The organism is Mesoflavibacter profundi (assembly GCF_014764305.1).
Lineage (GTDB): Bacteria > Bacteroidota > Bacteroidia > Flavobacteriales > Flavobacteriaceae > Mesoflavibacter > Mesoflavibacter profundi.
Map to the genome: position 1 here is coordinate 116,395 of NZ_CP061703.1, position 21,924 is coordinate 138,318.

The 21,924-nt window shown below is 32.7% G+C and carries 13 protein-coding genes; 11 read left to right on the forward strand and 2 right to left on the reverse strand.

Going from position 1 to position 21,924, the window contains the following annotated elements; genetic code table 11:
* Window positions 1-54: 54 nt before the first annotated feature.
* From purL to IFB02_RS00645, 8 genes are all read left to right on the forward strand, one after another.
* Window positions 55-3,729, forward strand: a complete 3,675-nt coding sequence (purL, locus tag IFB02_RS00610) for a phosphoribosylformylglycinamidine synthase (protein WP_191072913.1) — start codon at window positions 55-57, stop codon at window positions 3,727-3,729.
* Window positions 3,730-3,795: 66 nt separating this feature from the next.
* Complete coding sequence (locus IFB02_RS00615; RefSeq protein WP_191072914.1) at window positions 3,796-4,602, forward strand: helix-turn-helix domain-containing protein; 807 nt, start codon at window positions 3,796-3,798, stop codon at window positions 4,600-4,602.
* A 257-nt stretch (window positions 4,603-4,859) separates the two neighbouring features.
* On the forward strand, window positions 4,860-6,629 hold the full coding sequence (locus IFB02_RS00620) for an AMP-dependent synthetase/ligase (protein ID WP_106689087.1): 1,770 nt from the start codon (window positions 4,860-4,862) through the stop codon (window positions 6,627-6,629).
* Between the two features lie 144 nt (window positions 6,630-6,773).
* A complete protein-coding gene (locus tag IFB02_RS00625) occupies window positions 6,774-7,223 on the forward strand; it encodes a MarR family winged helix-turn-helix transcriptional regulator (protein ID WP_106689088.1) in 450 nt (149 codons plus the stop codon).
* Window positions 7,224-7,225: 2 nt separating this feature from the next.
* Window positions 7,226-9,634, forward strand: a complete 2,409-nt coding sequence (locus IFB02_RS00630; protein WP_191072915.1) for a 3-hydroxyacyl-CoA dehydrogenase/enoyl-CoA hydratase family protein — start codon at window positions 7,226-7,228, stop codon at window positions 9,632-9,634.
* Window positions 9,635-9,647: 13 nt separating this feature from the next.
* Complete coding sequence (locus tag IFB02_RS00635) at window positions 9,648-10,838, forward strand: acetyl-CoA C-acyltransferase (RefSeq protein ID WP_106689090.1); 1,191 nt, start codon at window positions 9,648-9,650, stop codon at window positions 10,836-10,838.
* Between the two features lie 24 nt (window positions 10,839-10,862).
* Window positions 10,863-12,671 (forward strand): acyl-CoA dehydrogenase family protein, encoded by a 1,809-nt coding sequence (locus IFB02_RS00640; protein WP_106689091.1) that lies wholly within the window; start codon window positions 10,863-10,865, stop codon window positions 12,669-12,671.
* Between the two features lie 92 nt (window positions 12,672-12,763).
* Entirely contained in the window at window positions 12,764-14,095 is a 1,332-nt protein-coding gene (locus tag IFB02_RS00645; protein ID WP_106689092.1) for a M28 family peptidase, read from the forward strand.
* A gap of 36 nt (window positions 14,096-14,131) precedes the next feature.
* On the opposite strand, the gene IFB02_RS00650 is transcribed toward IFB02_RS00645, so the two are convergent.
* The gene (locus tag IFB02_RS00650) at window positions 14,132-15,937 is read right to left on the reverse strand and encodes a glycoside hydrolase family 15 protein (protein ID WP_106689093.1); all 1,806 of its coding nucleotides are present in this window, start codon (window positions 15,935-15,937) and stop codon (window positions 14,132-14,134) included.
* A gap of 79 nt (window positions 15,938-16,016) precedes the next feature.
* On the opposite strand from IFB02_RS00650, the gene IFB02_RS00655 reads away from it, so the two are divergent.
* From IFB02_RS00655 to IFB02_RS00665, 3 genes are read left to right on the forward strand one after another with little or no spacing between them, the layout of a single operon-like run.
* On the forward strand, window positions 16,017-18,227 hold the full coding sequence (locus IFB02_RS00655; RefSeq protein WP_106689094.1) for a bifunctional alpha,alpha-trehalose-phosphate synthase (UDP-forming)/trehalose-phosphatase: 2,211 nt from the start codon (window positions 16,017-16,019) through the stop codon (window positions 18,225-18,227).
* A gap of 8 nt (window positions 18,228-18,235) precedes the next feature.
* Window positions 18,236-19,876, forward strand: coding sequence for a M1 family metallopeptidase (locus tag IFB02_RS00660; RefSeq protein ID WP_106689095.1), 1,641 nt, complete (start codon window positions 18,236-18,238; stop codon window positions 19,874-19,876).
* 8 nt (window positions 19,877-19,884) lie between these two features.
* On the forward strand, window positions 19,885-20,451 hold the full coding sequence (locus IFB02_RS00665) for a YdeI/OmpD-associated family protein (RefSeq protein ID WP_223878857.1): 567 nt from the start codon (window positions 19,885-19,887) through the stop codon (window positions 20,449-20,451).
* Between the two features lie 5 nt (window positions 20,452-20,456).
* On the opposite strand, the gene IFB02_RS00670 is transcribed toward IFB02_RS00665, so the two are convergent.
* Window positions 20,457-21,923, reverse strand: a complete 1,467-nt coding sequence (locus IFB02_RS00670) for a MoxR family ATPase (protein ID WP_106689097.1) — start codon at window positions 21,921-21,923, stop codon at window positions 20,457-20,459.
* Between the last annotated feature and the right edge of the window lies 1 nt (window position 21,924).

Consider the following 21,924-nt stretch of genomic DNA (forward strand, 5'->3'; position numbering starts at 1 on the left):
TAAAACTAAATCTATTAAATTTACACCTTTAAAAACAACACTAAACTAAATATAATGATTCATTTCTTCGGAAACCAAAACAGTAAAGTATTTGCTGTTCAAGCAACAAAAGAATTATCAACCGAAACTATAAAAAAATTAACGTGGTTATTTGGCAACCAACCTAAAATAGAACAAGCATCTTTAGATGCTTTTTTTGTTGGTCCACGTGCTGCTATGATTACTCCTTGGAGTACCAACGCAGTAGAAATCACCCAAAATATGGGTATTGAAGGCATTATTAGAATTGAAGAATTTGAATCTTGTTCTAAAGATTTCAAAGAATTTGATCCAATGATTTCAGAAAAATTTAATGGATTAACTCAAGATAGTTTCACAATAAATATTCAACCAGAAGCTATAAAAAACATAGAAGATATTTCGGCTTACAACATACAAGAAGGCTTATCTTTAAGTGATGAAGAAGTAGAGTATTTAGAAAATGTTTCTAAAAAAATAGGACGACCATTAACTGACTCAGAGGTGTTTGGTTTTTCACAGGTCAACAGTGAACATTGTCGCCACAAAATCTTCAACGGTACATTTGTAATCGATGGTGAAGAAAAACCAACATCACTTTTCAAATTAATTAAAAAGACTTCAGAAACTAATCCAAACGATATAGTTTCTGCCTATAAAGATAACGTAGCTTTTATAAAAGGTCCAGTCGTAGAACAGTTTGCACCAAAACGTGCAGACATTCCAGATTTTTATCAAACTAAAGATTTTGAATCTGTAATTTCGCTTAAAGCGGAAACACACAACTTCCCTACTACTGTCGAGCCTTTTAATGGTGCTGCAACAGGATCTGGTGGAGAAATTAGAGACAGACTTGCTGGAGGAAAAGGGTCTTTACCTTTAGCTGGAACAGCAGTTTACATGACTTCGTATTCTAGATTAGAAGACAATCGTCCTTGGGAAAAAGCGTTTCCAGAACGCAAATGGTTGTACCAAACACCAATGGATATCTTAATAAAAGCTAGTAATGGTGCTTCAGATTTTGGTAACAAATTTGGACAACCGTTAATCTGCGGATCTGTTTTAACTTTTGAACACAAAGAAGATGCTAAAGCTTTAGGTTTTGATAAAGTAATAATGCAAGCTGGCGGAATTGGATACGGTAAAGCAGACCAAGCATTAAAAGACACACCAAAAAATGGTGATAAAATTGTAATTCTTGGTGGAGAAAATTATCGTATAGGAATGGGTGGAGCTGCAGTTTCTTCTGCAGATACAGGTGAGTTTTCTTCAGGAATAGAACTTAACGCTGTACAACGTTCTAACCCAGAAATGCAAAAACGTGCGGCTAACGCTGTTCGCGGTATGGTAGAAAGTGACGAGAATTTTATAGTTTCTATTCACGATCATGGTGCTGGCGGACATTTAAATTGTTTAAGCGAATTAGTTGAAGATACTGGTGGAAAAATAGACTTAGATGCTTTACCAGTTGGAGATCCAACACTTTCTGCTAAAGAAATTATTGGTAACGAGTCTCAAGAACGAATGGGATTAGTTATAGCAGAAAAACACATCGAAACTTTAAACAAAATTGCCGAGCGCGAACGCTCACCAATGTATACTGTTGGTGATGTAACAAACGATAACCGTTTTACTTTCCAGTCTAAAACCAATGGTGACAAACCAATGGATTTAGCTTTAGAAGATATGTTTGGAAGCTCGCCAAAAACTATAATGACAGATAAAACTGTAGCTTCTAATTACAATGAAATCGCTTACGATAAAGACAAAATCTACCATTATTTAGATCAAGTCTTACAGTTAGAAGCTGTAGCTTGTAAAGATTGGCTTACCAATAAAGTAGACCGTTGTGTTGGTGGTAAAGTTGCTAAACAACAATGTGCAGGACCATTACAATTACCATTAAATAATGTTGGTGTAATGGCATTAGACTTTAAAGGAAAAGAAGGTATTGCAACATCAATAGGTCACTCGCCTATTTCAGGATTAATAAATCCTGTTGCAGGAAGCCGCAATAGTATTACCGAAGCTTTAACTAACATTATTTGGGCACCATTAAAAGATGGTTTACAGTCGGTATCTTTATCAGCAAACTGGATGTGGCCTTGTAAAAATGAAGGTGAAGATGCAAGATTGTATGAAGCTGTTCAAGCAATTTCAGAATTTGCTATAGACTTAGGCATTAATGTTCCAACAGGAAAAGATTCATTATCTATGAAGCAAAAATATCCTGATGGCGATGTTATTTCTCCTGGAACTGTAATAATTTCTGCTGCAGCAAATTGTAATAATATCACTAATGTTATTGAGCCTGTTTTAAGAAGAAATGGCGGAGATATTTACTACATTAACCTATCACAAGATCAATTTAAATTAGGTGGAAGTAGTTTTGCTCAAATCTTAAATAAAGTAGGAAATGATGCACCAAACATTAAAGATGCTGGTTATGTAAAAACGGTATTTAACACGATTCAACAATTAATAAAAGACCAAAAAATTGTTGCTGGTCATGATGTTGCTTCTGGTGGATTAATCACAACCTTATTAGAAATGTGCTTTGCAGATATCAATTTAGGAGCTGAGCTTGATCTTTCTTCTTTAAATGAAAAAGACACGATAAAATTACTTTTTGCTGAAAATTCGGGAATAGTTTTCCAAGCTTCTGACCATTCAATTGAAACTGTTTTAAACAATGCTAATATTGAGTTTTTCAACATAGGAAAAACATCTACTAGCGATGTGTTAAGTATTATTAATAATGATGAAGTGTACACAATGACAGTTTCTAGATTAAGAGACATGTGGTACAAAACTTCATATTTATTAGATGAAAAACAAACAGCTAATGGATTAGCAAAAACACGTTTTGAAAACTATGCTAAACAACCTTTAACTTATAATTTCCCAAAAGAATTTACTGGCGATTTAAGTATTTACAAAGCAAATCAATATACAAATAGACCAAAAGCTGCTATTTTAAGAGAAAAAGGAAGTAACTCTGAACGCGAAATGGCTAATGCGATGTATTTAGCTGGTTTTGACGTAAAAGATGTGCACATGACCGACTTAATTTCTGGTCGTGAAACTCTTGAAGACATTCAGTTTTTAGGTGCTGTTGGAGGTTTTTCTAACAGTGATGTTTTAGGGTCTGCAAAAGGTTGGGCTGGAGCAATTAAATATAATGACAAAGCCAACAAAGCTATAAAAAACTTCTTTGAAAGAGAAGATACCCTTTCTGTTGGTATTTGTAATGGTTGTCAGTTATTTATGGAGTTAGAACTTATAAATCCAGAACATAAGATTCATGGTAAAATGGTTCATAATAATTCTAAAAAACATGAAAGCGCCTTTACTTCTGTTGTTGTACAACCAAATAATTCTGTAATGCTACGTAATTTAGCAGGAACTACTTTAGGTGTTTGGATAAGTCATGGAGAAGGTAAATTTAATTTACCTGAACAGGAAAATAATTATGACATAGTTGCAAAATATGGATACAACAATTATCCGTCCAATCCAAATGGATCAGATTACAATACGGCTATGCTTTGTGATAAAACCGGAAGACATCTTGTTACTATGCCACATATAGAGCGATCTATATTTCCTTGGAATTGGGCTAATTACGAAGAAAATAGAACCGATAATGTATCACCATGGATAGAAGCATTTGTAGATGCTAGAAAATGGATTGAAAAGAAAAACAACTAATATCGTAGGATAATTCATACTTTTTTTATTATTTTTCGCCTGTGTTAAGTGTGAAAAATTATAATCATGAAGTTTGAACGTATTTTTTGTCAAAAACCTAACAAATTTATAACCTCCTTTTTCGAGTTTGAAATCGAAGAAAAAGACATGCCTCTAGTGGGTAATTTATTACCAACAGCGCAAAGTCATTTACTCTATTTTTTTTCAGATGAAAAACACGAAGTCGTTATAAACAACAAGTCTTTTCTAGAAAACGGCTTAGTTGTATGTGGTCAGTCTTATAGGTCTTACGAGTTTATTCCAACATGTCCTGTAAGAGTTTTTGGTGCAAATTTTCACGCTACGTTTTTACACAAAATTTTAGGTAAACAAATGTCTTCTATCACAGATTCTCATTTACCGTTAAAAGATTTTTGTCAACTATTACATGATAAAATAATTCATGTTTTTAAAGAAGAAGATAGCTCTAAAGAAATTGCTAAAAATTTAGAAAAAGTACTATTTAGTATTCCTGTTAAAGACAATAAAAATATCAATTATGTAGATATTGCTATAGACTTAATTCACCAAAAAAAAGGAAGAATAAGCGTCGAAGAAGTTTTAGAATACTTAACAATTTCGCAGAAAAATTTAGAAATTCAGTTTAAAAAAATCGTTGGTTTAACACCTTTAAAATATATAAAACTCTATAAGTTTTGGCATTTAATGAAAGCTTACGAATCTGAAATAATAGATTTTAACGAAGCTTTAGATTACTACAACTATTATGACTTATCTCACTTTAATAGAGATTTTAAATTATTCATGAAAGTAAAACCAACTGAGTATATTAAGAGAGATAACACATTGATAAAAAAATATTTATCAATTTAATATTTACGATAATTTACAAGATTTTTAATAATTAATTATATAAATTAGCATAGAATTATGCGTTTTATTTAATTTAAATGAAAGTTAAGGGATTCATTTAAAAATAGTTAGTTATTAAATAAATATAGAAATAGCATTAATTCAAGCTATCAATTAGCGCATAAGGAGCCGCAATTTACGGCTCCTTTTTTTAAACTAAATTTCGAAATCGTTTGAAATTTTTATACTTTGCAATCCTCTTAATTTTATTTTAAATAATGATTCAAGTAACCCGACTTTTCGATTTTCCTTACTATCAACTTGATAAACACAATCTTAACGCTGCTTTAGTTACCAAAAAAAATGGTAAATGGGAAGCAACTTCAACAAAAGAATATATAGACAAAGCCAATGCTTTAAGTCGCGCGTTATTAAAATTAGGTGTCAACAAAAACGATAAAATTGCAGTAATCTCTTCTACTAATAGGACAGAATGGAATATTGTAGATATTGGTGTTTTACAATTAGGAGCACAAAATATTCCTATCTATCCTACGATTTCAGCAGAAGATTATGAGTATGTTTTAAATCATAGTGAAGCAATATATTGCTTTGTTTCGGACGAAGAAGTATTACAAAAAATAAACAAAGTAAGACAAAACACTAAATTAAAAGAGGTTTATTCTTTTGATCATATTGAAGGCTGTAAACATTATTCAGAACTTTTTGAATTAGGAAAAGATGAAAGTAATCAACCAGAAGTAGAAGCTAGAAAAGACGCTGTAAAACCAGACGATTTAGCAACAATAATCTATACATCTGGAACAACAGGAAGACCAAAAGGCGTTATGCTTAGTCATGATAATATAACAAGCAATGTATTAAACAGTATTCCTAGATTACCAATTTCTACTGGAGAAACTAGAGTATTAAGTTTTCTTCCTATATGTCATGTTTTCGAACGTGTTTTAATTTACATCTATCAATACGCTGGAGCCAGTATCTATTTTGCAGAAGCAATAGATAAAATTGCAGAAAATGCTCAAGATATTAAACCTAATTTAATGAGTGTTGTTCCTAGGTTATTAGAAAAAGTATATGATAAAATATATGCTAAAGGCTCAGAATTAAGTGGTATAAAAAGTAAACTTTTCCATTGGGCGATAGAGTTAGGAGAACAATGGGAACCATATGGTAAAAACGGAGCTTGGTATGAATTCAAATTAAAAATAGCCAACAAATTAATCTTTAGTAAATGGCGAGCTGCTTTAGGTGGCGAACTAACTACAATGGTCTCTGGTAGTGCTGCTTTATCACCTAGACTAACAAGAATTTTCTGTGCAGCAGGAATGAAAGTAATGGAAGGTTACGGTTTAACCGAAACATCTCCTGTTGTATCTGTAGGTATGTATAGAGACAATCACTTTAAAGTAGGGACAGTTGGAAAACCAATAGATCGCGTTGAAGTAAAAATTGCCGAAGATGGTGAAATCCTAATTAAAGGACCAAACGTAATGAAAGGCTATTACAAAGATCCAGAAAAAACAGCTAGTGTAATGACTGGAGATTATTTTCATACCGGCGATAAAGGAGAAATCGATCCAGATGGTTTCTTAAAAATTACTGGTCGTAAAAAAGAAATGTTTAAAACTTCTGGAGGAAAATACGTTATACCTACACTATTAGAAAACGATCTAAAACAATCTAGATTTATTGAGCAAGCAATGGTAGTTGGTGAAGGCGAAAAAATGCCAGCAGCAATCATACAACCAAACTTCGAATTTATCAGAGATTGGATTGATAGAAAACATAATAATATTGGAAAATCGGATAAAGAAATTGCTACATCTCAAATAGTAATAGATCGTATCCAAAAAGAAATAGACAATTGCAATAAAAGTTTTGGAAAATGGGAACAAATTAAACGTTTTGAACTTACTCAAGATGTTTGGTCTGTAGATGGTGGACAATTAACGCCAACCATGAAAATGAAAAGAGACATTATTAAAAATATCTATAAAGATCTTTATGATAAAATTTATAATTAATCATTTTTTAATACAAAATAAGAAGCCATCTAAAATTTAGATGGCTTTTTTTATTAATATCATAATTTTTTTTAAAAATTTATTATGCACGCATAATAAATTTTACTATCTTTGAAAACCTTCAAAAGAATTTTAATACAAAAAATGAAAGACAGAACAATAGATTACATGCTAAGAACCACTTGGTTAGCAGTAAACAAAATGTATAACGAAGAAGCTGCAAAGTTTGACACAACTATGGCGACTGGTTTTACATTATTAAGTATCGATAAAGAAAACGGTACGCCTTCTACTTCTTTAGGCCCAATTATGGGTATGGAAGCAACTAGTCTTTCAAGAATATTAAAACGTATGGAAGAATTAGGTTTGATAGAACGTAAACCTAACCCAAACGACGGACGTGGTGTTTTAATCCATCTTACTGAGTTTGGAAAAGAAAAAAGAAAAGACGCTAAAGAACGTGTTTTAATTTTTAATGAAACGATTAGAGCACACGTTTCAGAAGAGAAACTAAAACATTTCTATGAAGTGTCAGACACGATAAACGAGTTAATTTCTAATAAAAAAATATATACTAAAGAAACCATTTCGTAAAAATGAGTAAACGTAGAATCAAAAAAGTAGCCATTATTGGATCAGGAATTATGGGAAGCGGTATTGCTTGTCATTTTGCCAATATTGGTGTTGAAGTCTTATTATTAGACATTGTACCAAGAGAATTAAACGATGCCGAAAAAGCTAAAGGATTAACTTTAGAAAACAAGGTCGTAAGAAACCGTATTGTAAACACTGCATTAGCTGCATCATTAAAATCTAAACCATCACCAATCTATCACAAAGATTTTGCAAACAGAATTACAACTGGTAATCTTGAAGATGATATTGCAAAAGTGGCAAATGTAGATTGGATTATGGAAGTAGTTGTAGAAAGACTTGACATTAAAAAGCAAGTATTTGAAAAACTAGAACAACACCGTACACCAGGTACTTTAATTACATCAAATACATCTGGTATTCCTATTAAGTTTATGAGTGAAGGACGCAGCGAAGATTTCCAAAAGCATTTCTGCGGAACGCACTTCTTTAATCCAGCACGTTACTTAAAATTATTCGAAGTAATCCCTGGACCTAAAACATCTCAAGACGTTTTGGACTTCTTAAACGGTTATGGTGAACAATTTTTAGGAAAAACATCTGTAATCGCTAAAGATACGCCTGCTTTTATTGGTAACCGTATTGGTATTTTTGGTATTCAATCGTTATTTCATCAAGTAAAAGAATTAGGCTTAACTGTTGAAGAAGTTGATAAATTAACTGGTCCTGTTATTGGTCGTCCAAAATCAGCAACTTTCCGTACGGTAGATGTTGTTGGATTAGACACTTTAGTACATGTAGCTAACGGAATTTACGACAACTGTCCTAATGACGAAGCACATGAGCTTTTCAAATTACCAGATTTCATCAATACCATGATGGAAAACAAATGGTTAGGAAGTAAAACAGGTCAAGGATTTTATAAAAAAGTTAAAACAGACGATGGTAAAAGCGAAATTTTATCATTAGACTTAGATACATTAGACTATCGCTCTAAAAAAAGAGCCTCTTTCCCTACTCTAGAATTAACAAAAACTGTAGATAAAGTCATCGACCGTTTTCCAATTTTAGTAAAAGGAAAAGATAAAGCTGGTGAATTTTATCGCAAAAACTTCGCTGCAATGTTTGCTTACGTATCACATCGTATTCCTGAAATTTCAGACGAATTATATAAGATAGATGATGCAATGAAAGCTGGATTTGGTTGGGAACATGGTCCTTTCCAAATTTGGGATGCAATTGGTGTAGAAAAAGGTCTTGAAATTATGAAAGCTGAAGGAAAAACACCAGCAGCTTGGGTAAATGATATGGTTGCTTCTGGTAACACATCGTTTTACACAGTAAAAGATGGAGCTACGTATTTCTACGATATTGATAAGAAAGCACAAGAAAAAGTACCAGGACAAGATAGTTTCATCATATTAGATAACATCAGAAAATCTAACGAGGTATTCAAAAACTCTGGTGTAGTTGTTGAAGATTTAGGTGACGGAATTTTAAATGTTGAATTCCAATCTAAAATGAACACGATTGGTGGCGACGTGCTTGCTGGTTTAAATAAAGCAATAGACTTAGCTGAAAAAGATTTTGCTGGTTTAGTGGTTGGTAACCAAGGTGCAAACTTCTCTGTTGGAGCAAACATCGGAATGATTTTTATGATGGCTGCAGAACAAGAGTATGACGAGCTTAATATGGCGATCAAGTACTTCCAGGATACGATGATGCGCATGCGCTACTCTTCTATTCCTACTATTTCTGCACCACATGGTATGACACTTGGTGGCGGATGTGAATTATCACTTCATGCTGATAAAGTTGTTGCTGCTGCAGAAACTTATATGGGATTAGTTGAATTTGGAGTTGGTGTAATTCCAGGTGGTGGCGGATCTAAAGAAATGGCTTTAAGAGCTCAAGATACTTTCAAAAAAGGTGATGTTGAGTTAAATACACTTCAAGAGTATTTCTTAACTATCGGTATGGCAAAAGTGTCAACTTCAGCTTACGAAGCATTTGATTTAGGTGTTTTACAAAAAGGAAAAGATATTGTTGTTGTTAATAAAGACAGACAAATTGCTACAGCTAAAGCACACGCTAAATTAATGGCAGATCAAGGCTACACGCAACCTGTAAAACGCAAGGACATTAAAGTACTTGGTAAACAAGCATTAGGTATGTTCTTAGTAGGAACAGATGCAATGGAAGCAAGCCACTACATTAGTGAACACGATCAAAAAATAGCTAACAAATTAGCTTACGTAATGGCTGGTGGTGATTTATCAGAACCAACTAAAGTAAGTGAGCAATATTTATTAGATCTAGAACGCGAAGCTTTCTTAAGTCTATGTACAGAACGTAAGACTTTAGAGCGTATTCAGCACATGTTAAAAACAGGTAAACCACTTCGTAATTAGAAAACAGACAAAAATGAAACAAGCATATATAGTAAAAGCATACAGAACAGCAGTTGGTAAAGCACCACGAGGCGTGTTCCGTTTTAAAAGAGCAGACGAGTTAGGTGCAGAAGTGATTCAGCACATGATGAAAGAATTACCAAATCTTGACGTAAAACGTATTGACGATGTTATAGTTGGTAACGCAATGCCAGAAGGATCGCAAGGTTTAAATATGGCACGTTTTATCTCATTAATCGGATTAAACAGTGTAGATGTTCCTGGTGTAACCGTTAACCGTTTTTGTTCTTCAGGAATAGAAACTATTGGTATTGCAACTGCTAAAATCCAAGCAGGAATGGCAGATTGTATTATTGCTGGTGGATCAGAAAGTATGAGTAGTGTACCAATGACAGGTTTTAAACCAGAACTAAATTACGACACTGTAAAAGCTGGTCACGAAGATTATTATTGGGGAATGGGTAATACTGCAGAAGCAGTTGCTAATCAATTTAAAGTATCTCGTAAAGATCAAGATGAATTTGCTTACAATTCACATATGAAAGCTTTAAGAGCTTTAGCAGAAAATCGTTTTCAAGATCAAATTGTTCCAATAGATGTAGAGCAAATTTATTTAAATGAAAACGGTAAAAAAGCAACTAAAACATACACTGTAACAAAAGATGAAGGTCCTAGAAAAGGGACTAATGTAGAAGCTTTAGCAAAATTACGACCAGTATTTGCTGCGAACGGAAGTGTAACCGCTGGTAATTCATCTCAAATGAGTGATGGTGCTGCATTTGTTATGGTTATGAGTGAAGATATGGTTAAAGAATTAAATCTTGAGCCTGTTGCAAGATTAGTAAATTACGCTGCTGCTGGTGTAGAACCAAGAATTATGGGAATTGGACCAGTAAAAGCAATTCCAAAAGCATTAGAACAAGCAGGATTAAAACAATCTGATTTAGGGTTAATAGAACTTAACGAAGCTTTTGCATCACAATCATTAGCTGTAATTAGAGAGTTAGATTTAAATCCAGATATCGTAAATGTTAACGGAGGTGCAATTGCATTAGGTCATCCATTAGGATGTACAGGTGCAAAACTATCAGTACAATTATTTGACGAAATGCGCAAACGTGACATGAAAGGTAAATATGGCGCTGTAACCATGTGCGTTGGTACTGGTCAAGGTGCTTGTGGAATTTTTGAATTTTTAAACTAGAAGAACTTAATACAATACAATAAAATGGCAGAAACTGAAAAAGACATCCTACGTGGCGGTCAATTCTTAGTAAAAGAAACAAATTGTGAAGATATTTTCACTCCTGAAGATTTTTCAGAAGAACAACAAATGATGAAAGAATCGGTTATCGAGTTTAATGACCGTGAAATTATACCTAACAAACCTCGTTTTGAAGCTAAAGATTATGCTTTAACAGAAGAAGTAATGCGTAAAGCTGGAGATATGGGCTTTTTAAGCGTTGCTGTTCCTGAGGCTTATGGCGGAATGGGATTAGGATTCGTATCAACAGTTTTAACTTGTGATTATATTTCTTCTGGTACAGGATCTTTTAGTACTGCTTTTGGTGCACATACTGGAATTGGTACTATGCCAATTACATTATACGGTACAGAGGAACAAAAACAAAAATATGTACCTAAATTAGCATCTGGTGAATGGTTTGGTGCGTATTGTTTAACCGAACCTGGTGCTGGATCTGATGCAAATTCTGGTAAAACTACTGCAGAGCTTTCTGCAGATGGTAAAACATACAAAATCAACGGACAGAAAATGTGGATTTCTAACGCAGGTTTCTGTAACGTAATGATAGTTTTTGCTAGAATTGAAGACGATAAAAACATTACAGGATTTATCGTAGAATATGATAAAAATAATCCTAACGGAATCACTTTAGGTGAAGAAGAACATAAATTAGGAATCCGCGCAAGTTCTACACGTCAAGTATTCTTTAATGATACTGAAGTTCCTGCAGAAAATATGCTAGCAGGTCGTGGCGAAGGATTTAAAATCGCAATGAATGCACTTAACGTTGGTCGTATTAAATTAGCAGCTGCTTGTTTAGATTCTCAAAGACGTATCACAACTACAGCTGTTCAATATGCTAACGAACGTAAACAATTTAAAACTCCAATTGCAGACTTTGGAGCTATAAAAATAAAGTTAGCAGAAATGGCAACTAACACTTATGTAGGTGAATCTGCTACATATAGAGCTTCAAAAAATATTGAAGATCGTATTGCTATTCGTGAAGCATCAGGAAATACACATCAAGAAGCAGAGCTTAAAGGTGTAGAAGAATATGCTATAGAATGTTCAATCTTAAAAGTCGCAGTATCAGAAGATGTACAAAATTGTGCAGACGAAGGTATACAAGTATTTGGTGGAATGGGATTTTCTGAAGAAACACCAATGGAAGCTGCTTGGAGAGACGCACGTATTGCAAGAATATATGAAGGTACTAACGAAATTAACAGATTATTATCTGTTGGAATGTTAGTAAAGAAAGCGATGAAAGGTCATGTTGATTTATTAGGTCCTGCAATGAAAGTACAGGAAGAACTAATGGGTATTCCTTCTTTTGATACACCAGATTATTCTGCTCTACTTTCAGAAGAAAAAGCAATGATTGCTAAGCTTAAAAAAGTATTTTTAATGGTTGCTGGAGCAGCAGTACAAAAATTTGGACCAGATTTAGAGAATCACCAACAATTATTAGCAGCTGCAGCAGATATTTTAATTGAAGTTTATATGGCAGAATCTGCAATTTTACGTACAGAGAAAAATGCAAAACGCTTTGGCGAAGATGCACAAGCTACACAAATTGCTATGTCAAAATTATATTTATACCACGCAGTAGAAACTATAGAAACTAAAGGAAAAGAAGCTATAATTTCTTTTGCAGAAGGTGACGAACAACGCATGATGCTTATGGGACTTAAACGTTTCACTAAGTATCAAAACTTCCCTAATGTAGTAGCATTAAGGAATGAAATTGCAGAAAAAGTAAAAGCGGAAAACAAGTATTGTTTCTAATTTTATTAATTGAGTTTTAGTTTTAATTTTAAAAGCTGGTTCAAGTATTTGAATCAGCTTTTTATTTTAGTATTTTAGTGAAAAATTCTAAAATGAAAAAAATAATTATTCTTCCTCTACTGTTATTTACTTACTTTTCTATAGGCCAAACTAGCCAAAAGATTTATGATATTATCGATTCTGTTTCAGCAAAAAGAATAGAAAAAGATATACAAACATTAGTAAGTTTTGGAACAAGAAATACGTTTAGTGATACTATTTCTAATACTAGAGGAATTGGAGCCGCAAGACGTTGGATAAAATCTGAATTTGAAACTATATCTAAAAACTGTAATAACTGTCTTAATGTTTTTTATCAAAAAGATTTTGTGAATAAAGATGGTAATAATCGTGTACCACATGATGCTTGGGTTGTAAATGTTGTTGCGGTTCAAAAAGGAACAAAATATCCTAATCGATATATTATAATGAGTGGAGATATAGACTCTAGAGCTAGTGATACTATGGACTTTACCACTGATGCTCCTGGAGCAAATGATAATGCATCTGGTATGGCTGGAACTATTGAAGCTGCAAGAGTCCTTTCTAATTATCAATTTGAAAGTAGTATTGTTTACGTTGGTCTTTCCGGTGAAGAACAAGGTCTTTTTGGAGGTAGTGGTTTAGCTAATTATGCTAAAGAAAACAATTGGGATATTATTGGTATACTTAACAATGACATGATTGGAAATATCAAAGGAGTTGATGGAGTAATAGACAATCGTACTTTCAGAATTTTTTCTGAACCTGTTCCTGCAAACGAAACAGAAAGAGAAAGACAACTTAGACGTTTTTATGGTGGCGAAGTTGATGGTATATCAAGACAATTAGCTAGATATGTACACAAAACAGTAAAAACATATATGCCAGAAATGAATCCTATGATGGTTTATAGATTAGACCGTTTTGGTCGTGGTGGACATCACAGACCTTTTAACGATTTAGGTTTTGCAGGTATTAGAATTATGGAAGCACATGAAAACTACAATCAACAACATCAAGATATTCGTGAGGAAAACGGAATTAAATATGGTGATGTAATTGATCACGTTAATTTTGAATATGCTAAAAAACTAACTGCTGTTAATGCTATAAACATGGCTAGTTTAGCTTCTGCGCCGCCAGCTCCAAAAAACGTTGCTATTGGTGGTATTGTAGAACCTTCAGCTAAATTTAAATGGGATAAAGTTGAAGGTGCAATTGGTTATAAAATATATTGGAGAGACACTACTTCTCCTACTTGGGATTATAGTAGATATGTAGGTGATGTTTCCGAATTTACTTTAGAAGGTATTGTTATAGATAACTTCTTTTTTGGGATTGCTGCTGTAGGAAAAGACGGTTTTGAAAGTCCCGTTGTTTTTCCTAATAAAGTATTTAGATAATAAAAAAGGACTTCAAAATTGAAGTCCTTTTTTTGTTTAATTAGCTATACTACTTTTTACTTTTTCATCTGTTGTAACATTAGACAAGTTAATCGCTGTTTCAATTAAAGCTAAATGTGAATACGCTTGCGGGAAATTACCTAACAAACGCTTAGTCTTAAAGTCTATATCTTCACTAAACAATCCTAAATGATTGCTGTAAGACAATAGCTTATCAAACATAGCTTTAGCTTTTTCCTCCTCGCCTATCTTATACAAACTGTTTATAAACCAGAACGTACAAATTGTAAATGAAGAAGACGGTAAACCAAAATCGTCTTTATTTTTATATCTGTAAAGTAAACCATCATTACTTAAATCTTTTTCTATTGCTTTTACAGTATTTACATACTTTTCATCTTTAGCATCTATAAATCCATAAGGTTCCATTAATAACACAGATGCATCCAAATCTGTACTTCCATAAGATTGTGTAAATGCATTAACAGAAGCGTTCCAAGCATTATCTAAAATATCCTTCTTAATGTCATCTTTAATAATATTCCACTTATTAAGTTTATGGGTTTTATTTAGTATTTCGGCAACTTTAATAGCGCGATCTATAGCTACCCAACATAACACTTTAGAAAAAGTGAAATGCCTATCTTCTCCTCTAAATTCCCAAATCCCTTTATCTGGTTCTTGCCAGTGTTTATTAACTACCCAAACAATTCCTTTGGTAATTGTCCAAAGTTGTTCAGTATTTTCAATATCTACAGAAAATATTTCGAATTGTTGATGGATTACATCCATTAAAATACCGTAAATATCATTTTGCTTTTGTTTATATGCTGCATTACCAACACGTACAGGTTTAGAGTTTTGATAACCACTTAAATGATCTAAACTATATTCGGTTAATGTTTTTTCTTTGTTAATTCCGTACATGATTTGCAGTTTTTCATCTTTATCAGGAATCAAATCAATAATAAAATTTAAATAACGCTTAGCCATATTTTTATGACCTAATTGTGACACTACTTTTATCACCATAGAAGCATCTCTAATCCAACAAAAACGGTAGTCCCAATTTCTTACTTCACCAATAGTTTCAGGTAAAGATGTTGTAGCTGCTGCAAGTACAGCACCAGATTTATCGTAGGATAATAATTTTAATGTCAATGCGCTTCTTAAAATCTCTGCGTTATATTGTCTATATTTTGGTGTTTTATCTATCCAATCTAACCAATATACTTTGGTGCGTTGATGTTCTAAATATATATTTTCAACGGTTGGTTCAAATATTTTTTCATTATAACCAACTAAGAAAAACCCATTGGTTTTTAAAGAAATAAACTCTTTATCCAATACTGCTTGTTTATCAAAGGATGTATATAAAAATAACGTGTCAAACTTATCTCCATAAGTTAAGCTAGCAATAAAATTTGGTTTTATGTAAGTATTAGTTTCGCCTTTAGCGTATTCTAATTTAGGATTATAATTAATTTTAAATTTTGGCTGTCCAGAGATTAATTTAAAATACCTAATTAATTCAGGCGGATAATAATAACCACCATTCTGTTTATGATATCTTGGCATAAAATCATGAACTTCAAAACAATCCTTTCCGTTAGTAAAAGTGGTTACCAAAATATTGGTTTTATCAATATACGCTTGGGTTATATGATAATCCTCAGACACCAATATTTCAAATTCACCTCCAATTTTAGCATCTAATAATTTAGCAAAAACTGAGGACGAATCAAACTCTGGCAAACAACACCAATCTACAGATCCTGTTTTTGATATTAATGCTGCACTTCTACAATTTCCTACTATACCGTAATCTAAATTATTTCCCAAATCTTTTGTTTTATGATGTTTACTATCTATTTTTCATTAAATTAACGAAAATCTAATCTTTAAACCAAAGCAAAACCTAATGAATAAAACAATTATTGTATCAAATAGACTGCCATTACAAGTTAAAATAGAGAATAATGCTTTAAACATAAAACCTAGTGTTGGTGGTTTAGCAACAGGTTTAAAATCGGTTCATGAAGAAGGAAATGGTATTTGGATTGGTTGGTCTGGATTGACCGAAGAAGAATTAGATAAAGACTTGTCTAATCAAGTGAATAAAGAAGTTACTAAAGCAAAATGCGCGACAGTTCCGTTAACACAAGATGATGTAGACAATTTTTACTTCGGATTTAGCAACAAAACCCTTTGGCCTTTATTTCATTATTTTATGGAATATACCGAGTTTGATAACGACCAATGGGAAGCTTACAAAACCGTTAATCAAAAATTTGCCGATGTTATTTTAGAAAATATCGAAGATGGTGACACAGTTTGGGTACATGATTATCAATTACTGTTACTGCCAAAGCTTATAAAAGACAAAAAACCAAATACAACCATTGGTTTCTTTTTACATATTCCTTATCCGTCTTATGAAATTTTTAGAACATTTCCTTGGCGTGAAGAATTGCTGCACGGTATGCTTGGAGCCGATCTTTTAGGGTTTCATACGTATGATTACGAGCGTCACTTTTTAAGTTCGGTAAAACGAATTTTAAGATTAGATGTTCAGTTTAACGAAATTTCATATTTAGACCGTGTTGTTAAGGTAGATTCATTCCCAATGGGAATAGATTATAATAAATTTCATAACGCAGCGCTTTCTCATTTAAATCAATCAAATACCGAAAAATCCGAGCTTCAAAAACGTTTAGATGATCATATTCAAGCTGGTCCAGATACCAAATTAATCTTATCTATAGACCGTATGGATTATACCAAAGGTATTCCAAATCGTATTCGCGCTTTTGAATATTTCCTTAACAAATATCCGCAGTTTAAAGAAAAAGTAAGGTTAGTAATGTTGGCTGTTCCGTCACGTTCTGACGTGCCTCAATATCAAAAATTGAAACGAGAAACAGACGAACTTGTTGGTCGTGTTAACGGAGAATTTTCTACCGTTAGTTGGACGCCAATCTGGTATTTTTATAGATCTATGCCTTTTGATAATTTAATAGATTTATACACCTCATCACAAATTGCATTAATTACGCCAGTAAGAGACGGTATGAATCTTGTTGCTAAAGAATACATCGCAACACGTGTAAATCAAGATGGTGTTTTAATTTTAAGTGAAATGGCTGGTGCATCTAAAGAAATGAACGAAGCATTACTTATTAATCCTAATAACTTCGAACAGCTTGCTGATACTTTAAAACATGCTATTGAAATGCCTGCTGAAGAGCAATCTAAAAGAATAAAAATTCTTCAAAAACGTCTACAACGTTACAGCGTAGAAAAATGGGCAGAAGAGTTTATGAAATCCTTAAACGACACCAAAAAAATAGGTAAAACAATTGTTGCAAAAAAAATGGATGAAGACCATCAAGCAACTATGATTTCAGACTTTAAACAAGCTAAAAGAAAGCTTTTATTTTTAGATTATGATGGTACTTTGGTTGGATTTAAAGACAATCCTCAAGATGCAAAACCAGACGATAAATTAATACAGCTTTTAGACCAATTAAATCAAACAGAGAATACAGATGTAGTTATTGTTAGTGGTCGCGATCGCGAAACTTTTGAAGACTGGTTTGCAGAAAAATCTTACAATTTAATTACAGATCATGGTGTATGGTTAAAGGCTAAAAAAGACGATTGGCAAATGTTAGAAATCTTAAAAACTAACTGGATGGACAACATACAGCCTATACTTCAAACCTTTGTAGATCGTACTCCTGGAACATTTATCGAACAAAAAAAATACTCGTTAGCTTGGCATTACCGCAAAGCCGATCCAGAATTAGCACAAATAAGAACTATAGAATTAAACACAGTTCTAACACATTTAATTGCTAACAACGATTTATCTGTTTTAAAAGGAAATAAAGTCATCGAAATTAAAAGTAGTAGCGTTAACAAAGGTCGTGCAACCTCACGCTGGTTAACAAAAGCTAACTACGATTTTGTGTTTGCAATTGGTGATGATTGGACAGATGAGTATATGTTTGAAGATTTACCAGAAAACACCTATTCTGTTAAAGTTGGATTTAAAAAAACAAAAGCAAAATATTACGTAAAAGATACAGACAAAGTCAGAGATTTATTAGTTAATTTTACGCAACAATAATTTATTAAATGAAATCAATTTTCACATTTGCTTTTTGCTGCTTGGCATTTACAATATCGCACGCACAATTACTTCATAAAAAGAAAGATTTTACTCGACAAGATACACTTCGCGGAAGCATTACACCAGAACGCGAATGGTGGGATTTATCGTATTACCATTTAGATATAAAAGTAGAGCCAGAAACCAAAACAATTTCGGGTAAAAACACCATTCAATACAAAGTGTTACAACCATATCAAGTCATGCAAATAGATTTGCAACCGCCTTTACAGTTGACTAAAGTGACTCAAAATGGAGAACAACTTGATATTAAACATGATGGAAATGCTCATTTTGTCACACTTAAAAACACTCAAAAAATAGGAGAAGTAAATAGCATCGTTGCCTATTATGAAGGTCAACCACGTGAAGCTGTTCGTGCGCCTTGGGATGGCGGTATTTCTTGGAAAAAAGATAAAAACGGTAATCATTTTATAGCATCGTCTTGTCAAGGACTTGGTGCAAGTGTTTGGTGGCCAAATAAAGATCATATGTATGACGAGGTAGACAGCATGCTTATTAGTGTAAATGTCCCAGAAAAATTAACGAATGTTTCCAACGGAAGACTTAGAAAAGTTGAACAAAAAGATGATCAAACAAAAACATATCACTGGTTTGTAAATAACCCAATTAATAATTACGGAGTTAATATTAACATAGGTGATTACGCTAATTTTTCAGAAGTTTATAAAGGTGAAAAAGGTAATTTAGACATGAATTATTACGTACTAAATTACAATTTAGACAAAGCCAAAACACACTTTACAGATGCTCCAAAAATGATGAAAGCTTTTGAGCATTGGTTTGGTCCGTATCCATTTTACGAGGATAGTTTTAAGCTAGTTGAAGTACCATATTTAGGTATGGAACATCAAAGTTCTGTTACCTACGGAAATCAATATTTAAAAGGCTATTTAGGTAACGATTTGTCTGGTACAGGTTGGGGATTAAAATTTGATTTTATCATTATTCATGAAGCTGGACATGAATGGTTTGCCAACAATATTACAAACGTTGATATTGCCGATATGTGGATTCATGAGAGCTTTACGGCATATTCAGAAAGTTTGTTTTTGGATTATTACTATGGTAAACAAGCTGCATCGGAATATGTGATTGGAACAAGAAGAAGCATACAAAACGACAGACCATTAATTGGACACTACAATGTAAACAATGAAGGATCTGGAGACATGTATTACAAAGGTGCTAATATGCTTCATACCTTAAGAACTATGGTGAATAACGACGAAAAATGGCGTCAGATTTTAAGGACGTTAAATAAAAAATTCTATCACCAAACTGTCACAACACAACAAATTGAAAATTGTTTAGCTGAAGAAACTGGTTTAGATTTAACAGGTTTCTTTAATCAATATTTACGCACAACTAAAATTCCTGTGTTTGAATACAAGGTTGAAAATAAAACTCTAAAATTCAGATTTTCTAATACTGTAGACAATTTTAAAATGCCTTTACTAATTAATATTGTTGAAAAAGAACATTGGATCAACCCAACTAATGAATGGAAAACTATTAAAATTCCTTCATCTAATTCTTCAATTAGTGTAAAGAAAGATTTTTATCTTAATGTTGAAAAAATCTAACTTCAATTTTGGAAGAACATTATTTTAAAACAGATAACGACTGGAGAGAATGGTTACATGATAACCACAATTCTTCCTCTGGTATTTACTTAATCTTCTTTAAAGTAGACCATGAAAACGAAAGTATGCGTTGGGAAGAAGCTGTAAAAGTAGCTTTGTGTTATGGTTGGATAGATAGTACCGTTAAAAGTTTAGGAAACGGAAAACGAAGACAACGCTTTTCACCTAGAAATCCAAAAAGTGTTTGGAGTGCTTTGAATAAAAAATATATCGTTGAGTTGAAAGCAGAAAATTTAATGCACAACAGTGGATTAGACACCATTAAAACTGCTAAACAAAACGGAAGTTGGACTGCTCTAGATGATGTAGAAAACGGTATTATTCCGGAAGATTTACAAATAGCATTTAATACAAATCCTCAAGCATTAGACAACTATAATAACTTTGCGCCTTCTTATAGAAAAAGTTATTTATATTGGTTAAACCAAGCTAAACTTGATGAAACTAGACAAAAAAGAATCGCAGAGATTATAAAACTCTGCGATGCTAATATTAAATCTCGTAGTGATTGGTAACTTTATTAAATACCACTAATAAAACTTCCGTAAGGATCTTTAAATTGAATTCCTTTTGTAAATCTGTATTTACTCAATTGCTTATATTCTACTAAAGCCCAAAGCACAAACTCTTTCATAAAGTAGCTATCTTCTTTGCTTAAATTTGATTGGTGTTTTGCAATTAAATCATCTAAAGGCGAAACAGCTTCTAGTAACGATTTATATTCTTTATCTCTTAAATCATCAAGTAACTCAAAACCATCAGATTGGTTAAAAAACCAAGATACAATATCATCATATGGACCAATATCATCTGGTTTTTTAAGTTTTTCAATTTCAGGAAAATATTGAATAAACAATGTTTTAACCGCTTCACCAATTAAATTATAAGCCACATTTGCTGCGCCTTCTTGTTCGCCTTCATAAACCAACTCTACTTTACCTGTTATTGCAGGGATAATTCCTAGAAAATCAGATAATCGCACAGCTGTTTTTTCATCATTATTTTTTAATGCTCTTAGTTCGGCAGCACTTAATAAGTTTTCATAAGCTGTAATACTTAAACGTGCGCTCACTCCACTTTTTTCGTCTATAAAATCACTATGTCTTGCTTCAAAAACTACTTGTTCTAAAACATCTTTTGCTAATTCTGGTACGTAAATAGCCTCTTGTTGTCTCGTATCTGATTTTGCTTCTTGCTGTGTAATAGTCTTTGCGGTTTCTATATCATTAGGATAGTGCGTTAATATTTGCGAGCCAATTCTATCCTTTAAAGGCGTTACAATACTACCTCTATTTGTATAATCTTCTGGATTTGCGGTAAAGATAAATTGCATATCTAATGGCAATCTTAGCTTAAAACCACGAATTTGAATATCACCTTCTTGCAAAATATTAAATAACGCTACTTGTATTCTGGCTTGTAAATCTGGTAACTCGTTAATCACAAAAATACAACGGTTAGCACGTGGAATCATTCCGTAGTGAATAACACGATCATCTGCATAACTTAATTTTAAATTGGCTGCTTTTATGGGATCAACATCACCTATAATATCTGCTACGGTAACATCTGGTGTTGCTAATTTTTCGGCAAAACGCTCGCTTCTATGTAACCAACTAATTGGTGTATCGTCTCCTTTTTCTTCAACTAATTGAATAGCGTATCTTGAAATGGGTTGTAACGGATCGTCATTAATCTCGCTACCTTCAACAACAGGAATATATTCGTCTAACAAAGTCAACATTAGTCGTGCTAATCGTGTTTTTGCTTGACCACGTAATCCTAACAAATTAATGTTATGTCTTGATAAAATGGCACGTTGTAATTCTGGAATTACTGTGTTTTCATAACCATGAACACCGTTAAAAATGGTTTCTTTAATTTTTATTTTTTCTATTAGATTATCTCTTAATTCATCTTTTATAGATTTAGATTGATAACCTGATTTTTTTAGTTCTCCTAAAGTTGTTATGTTTTCTATTTTCATT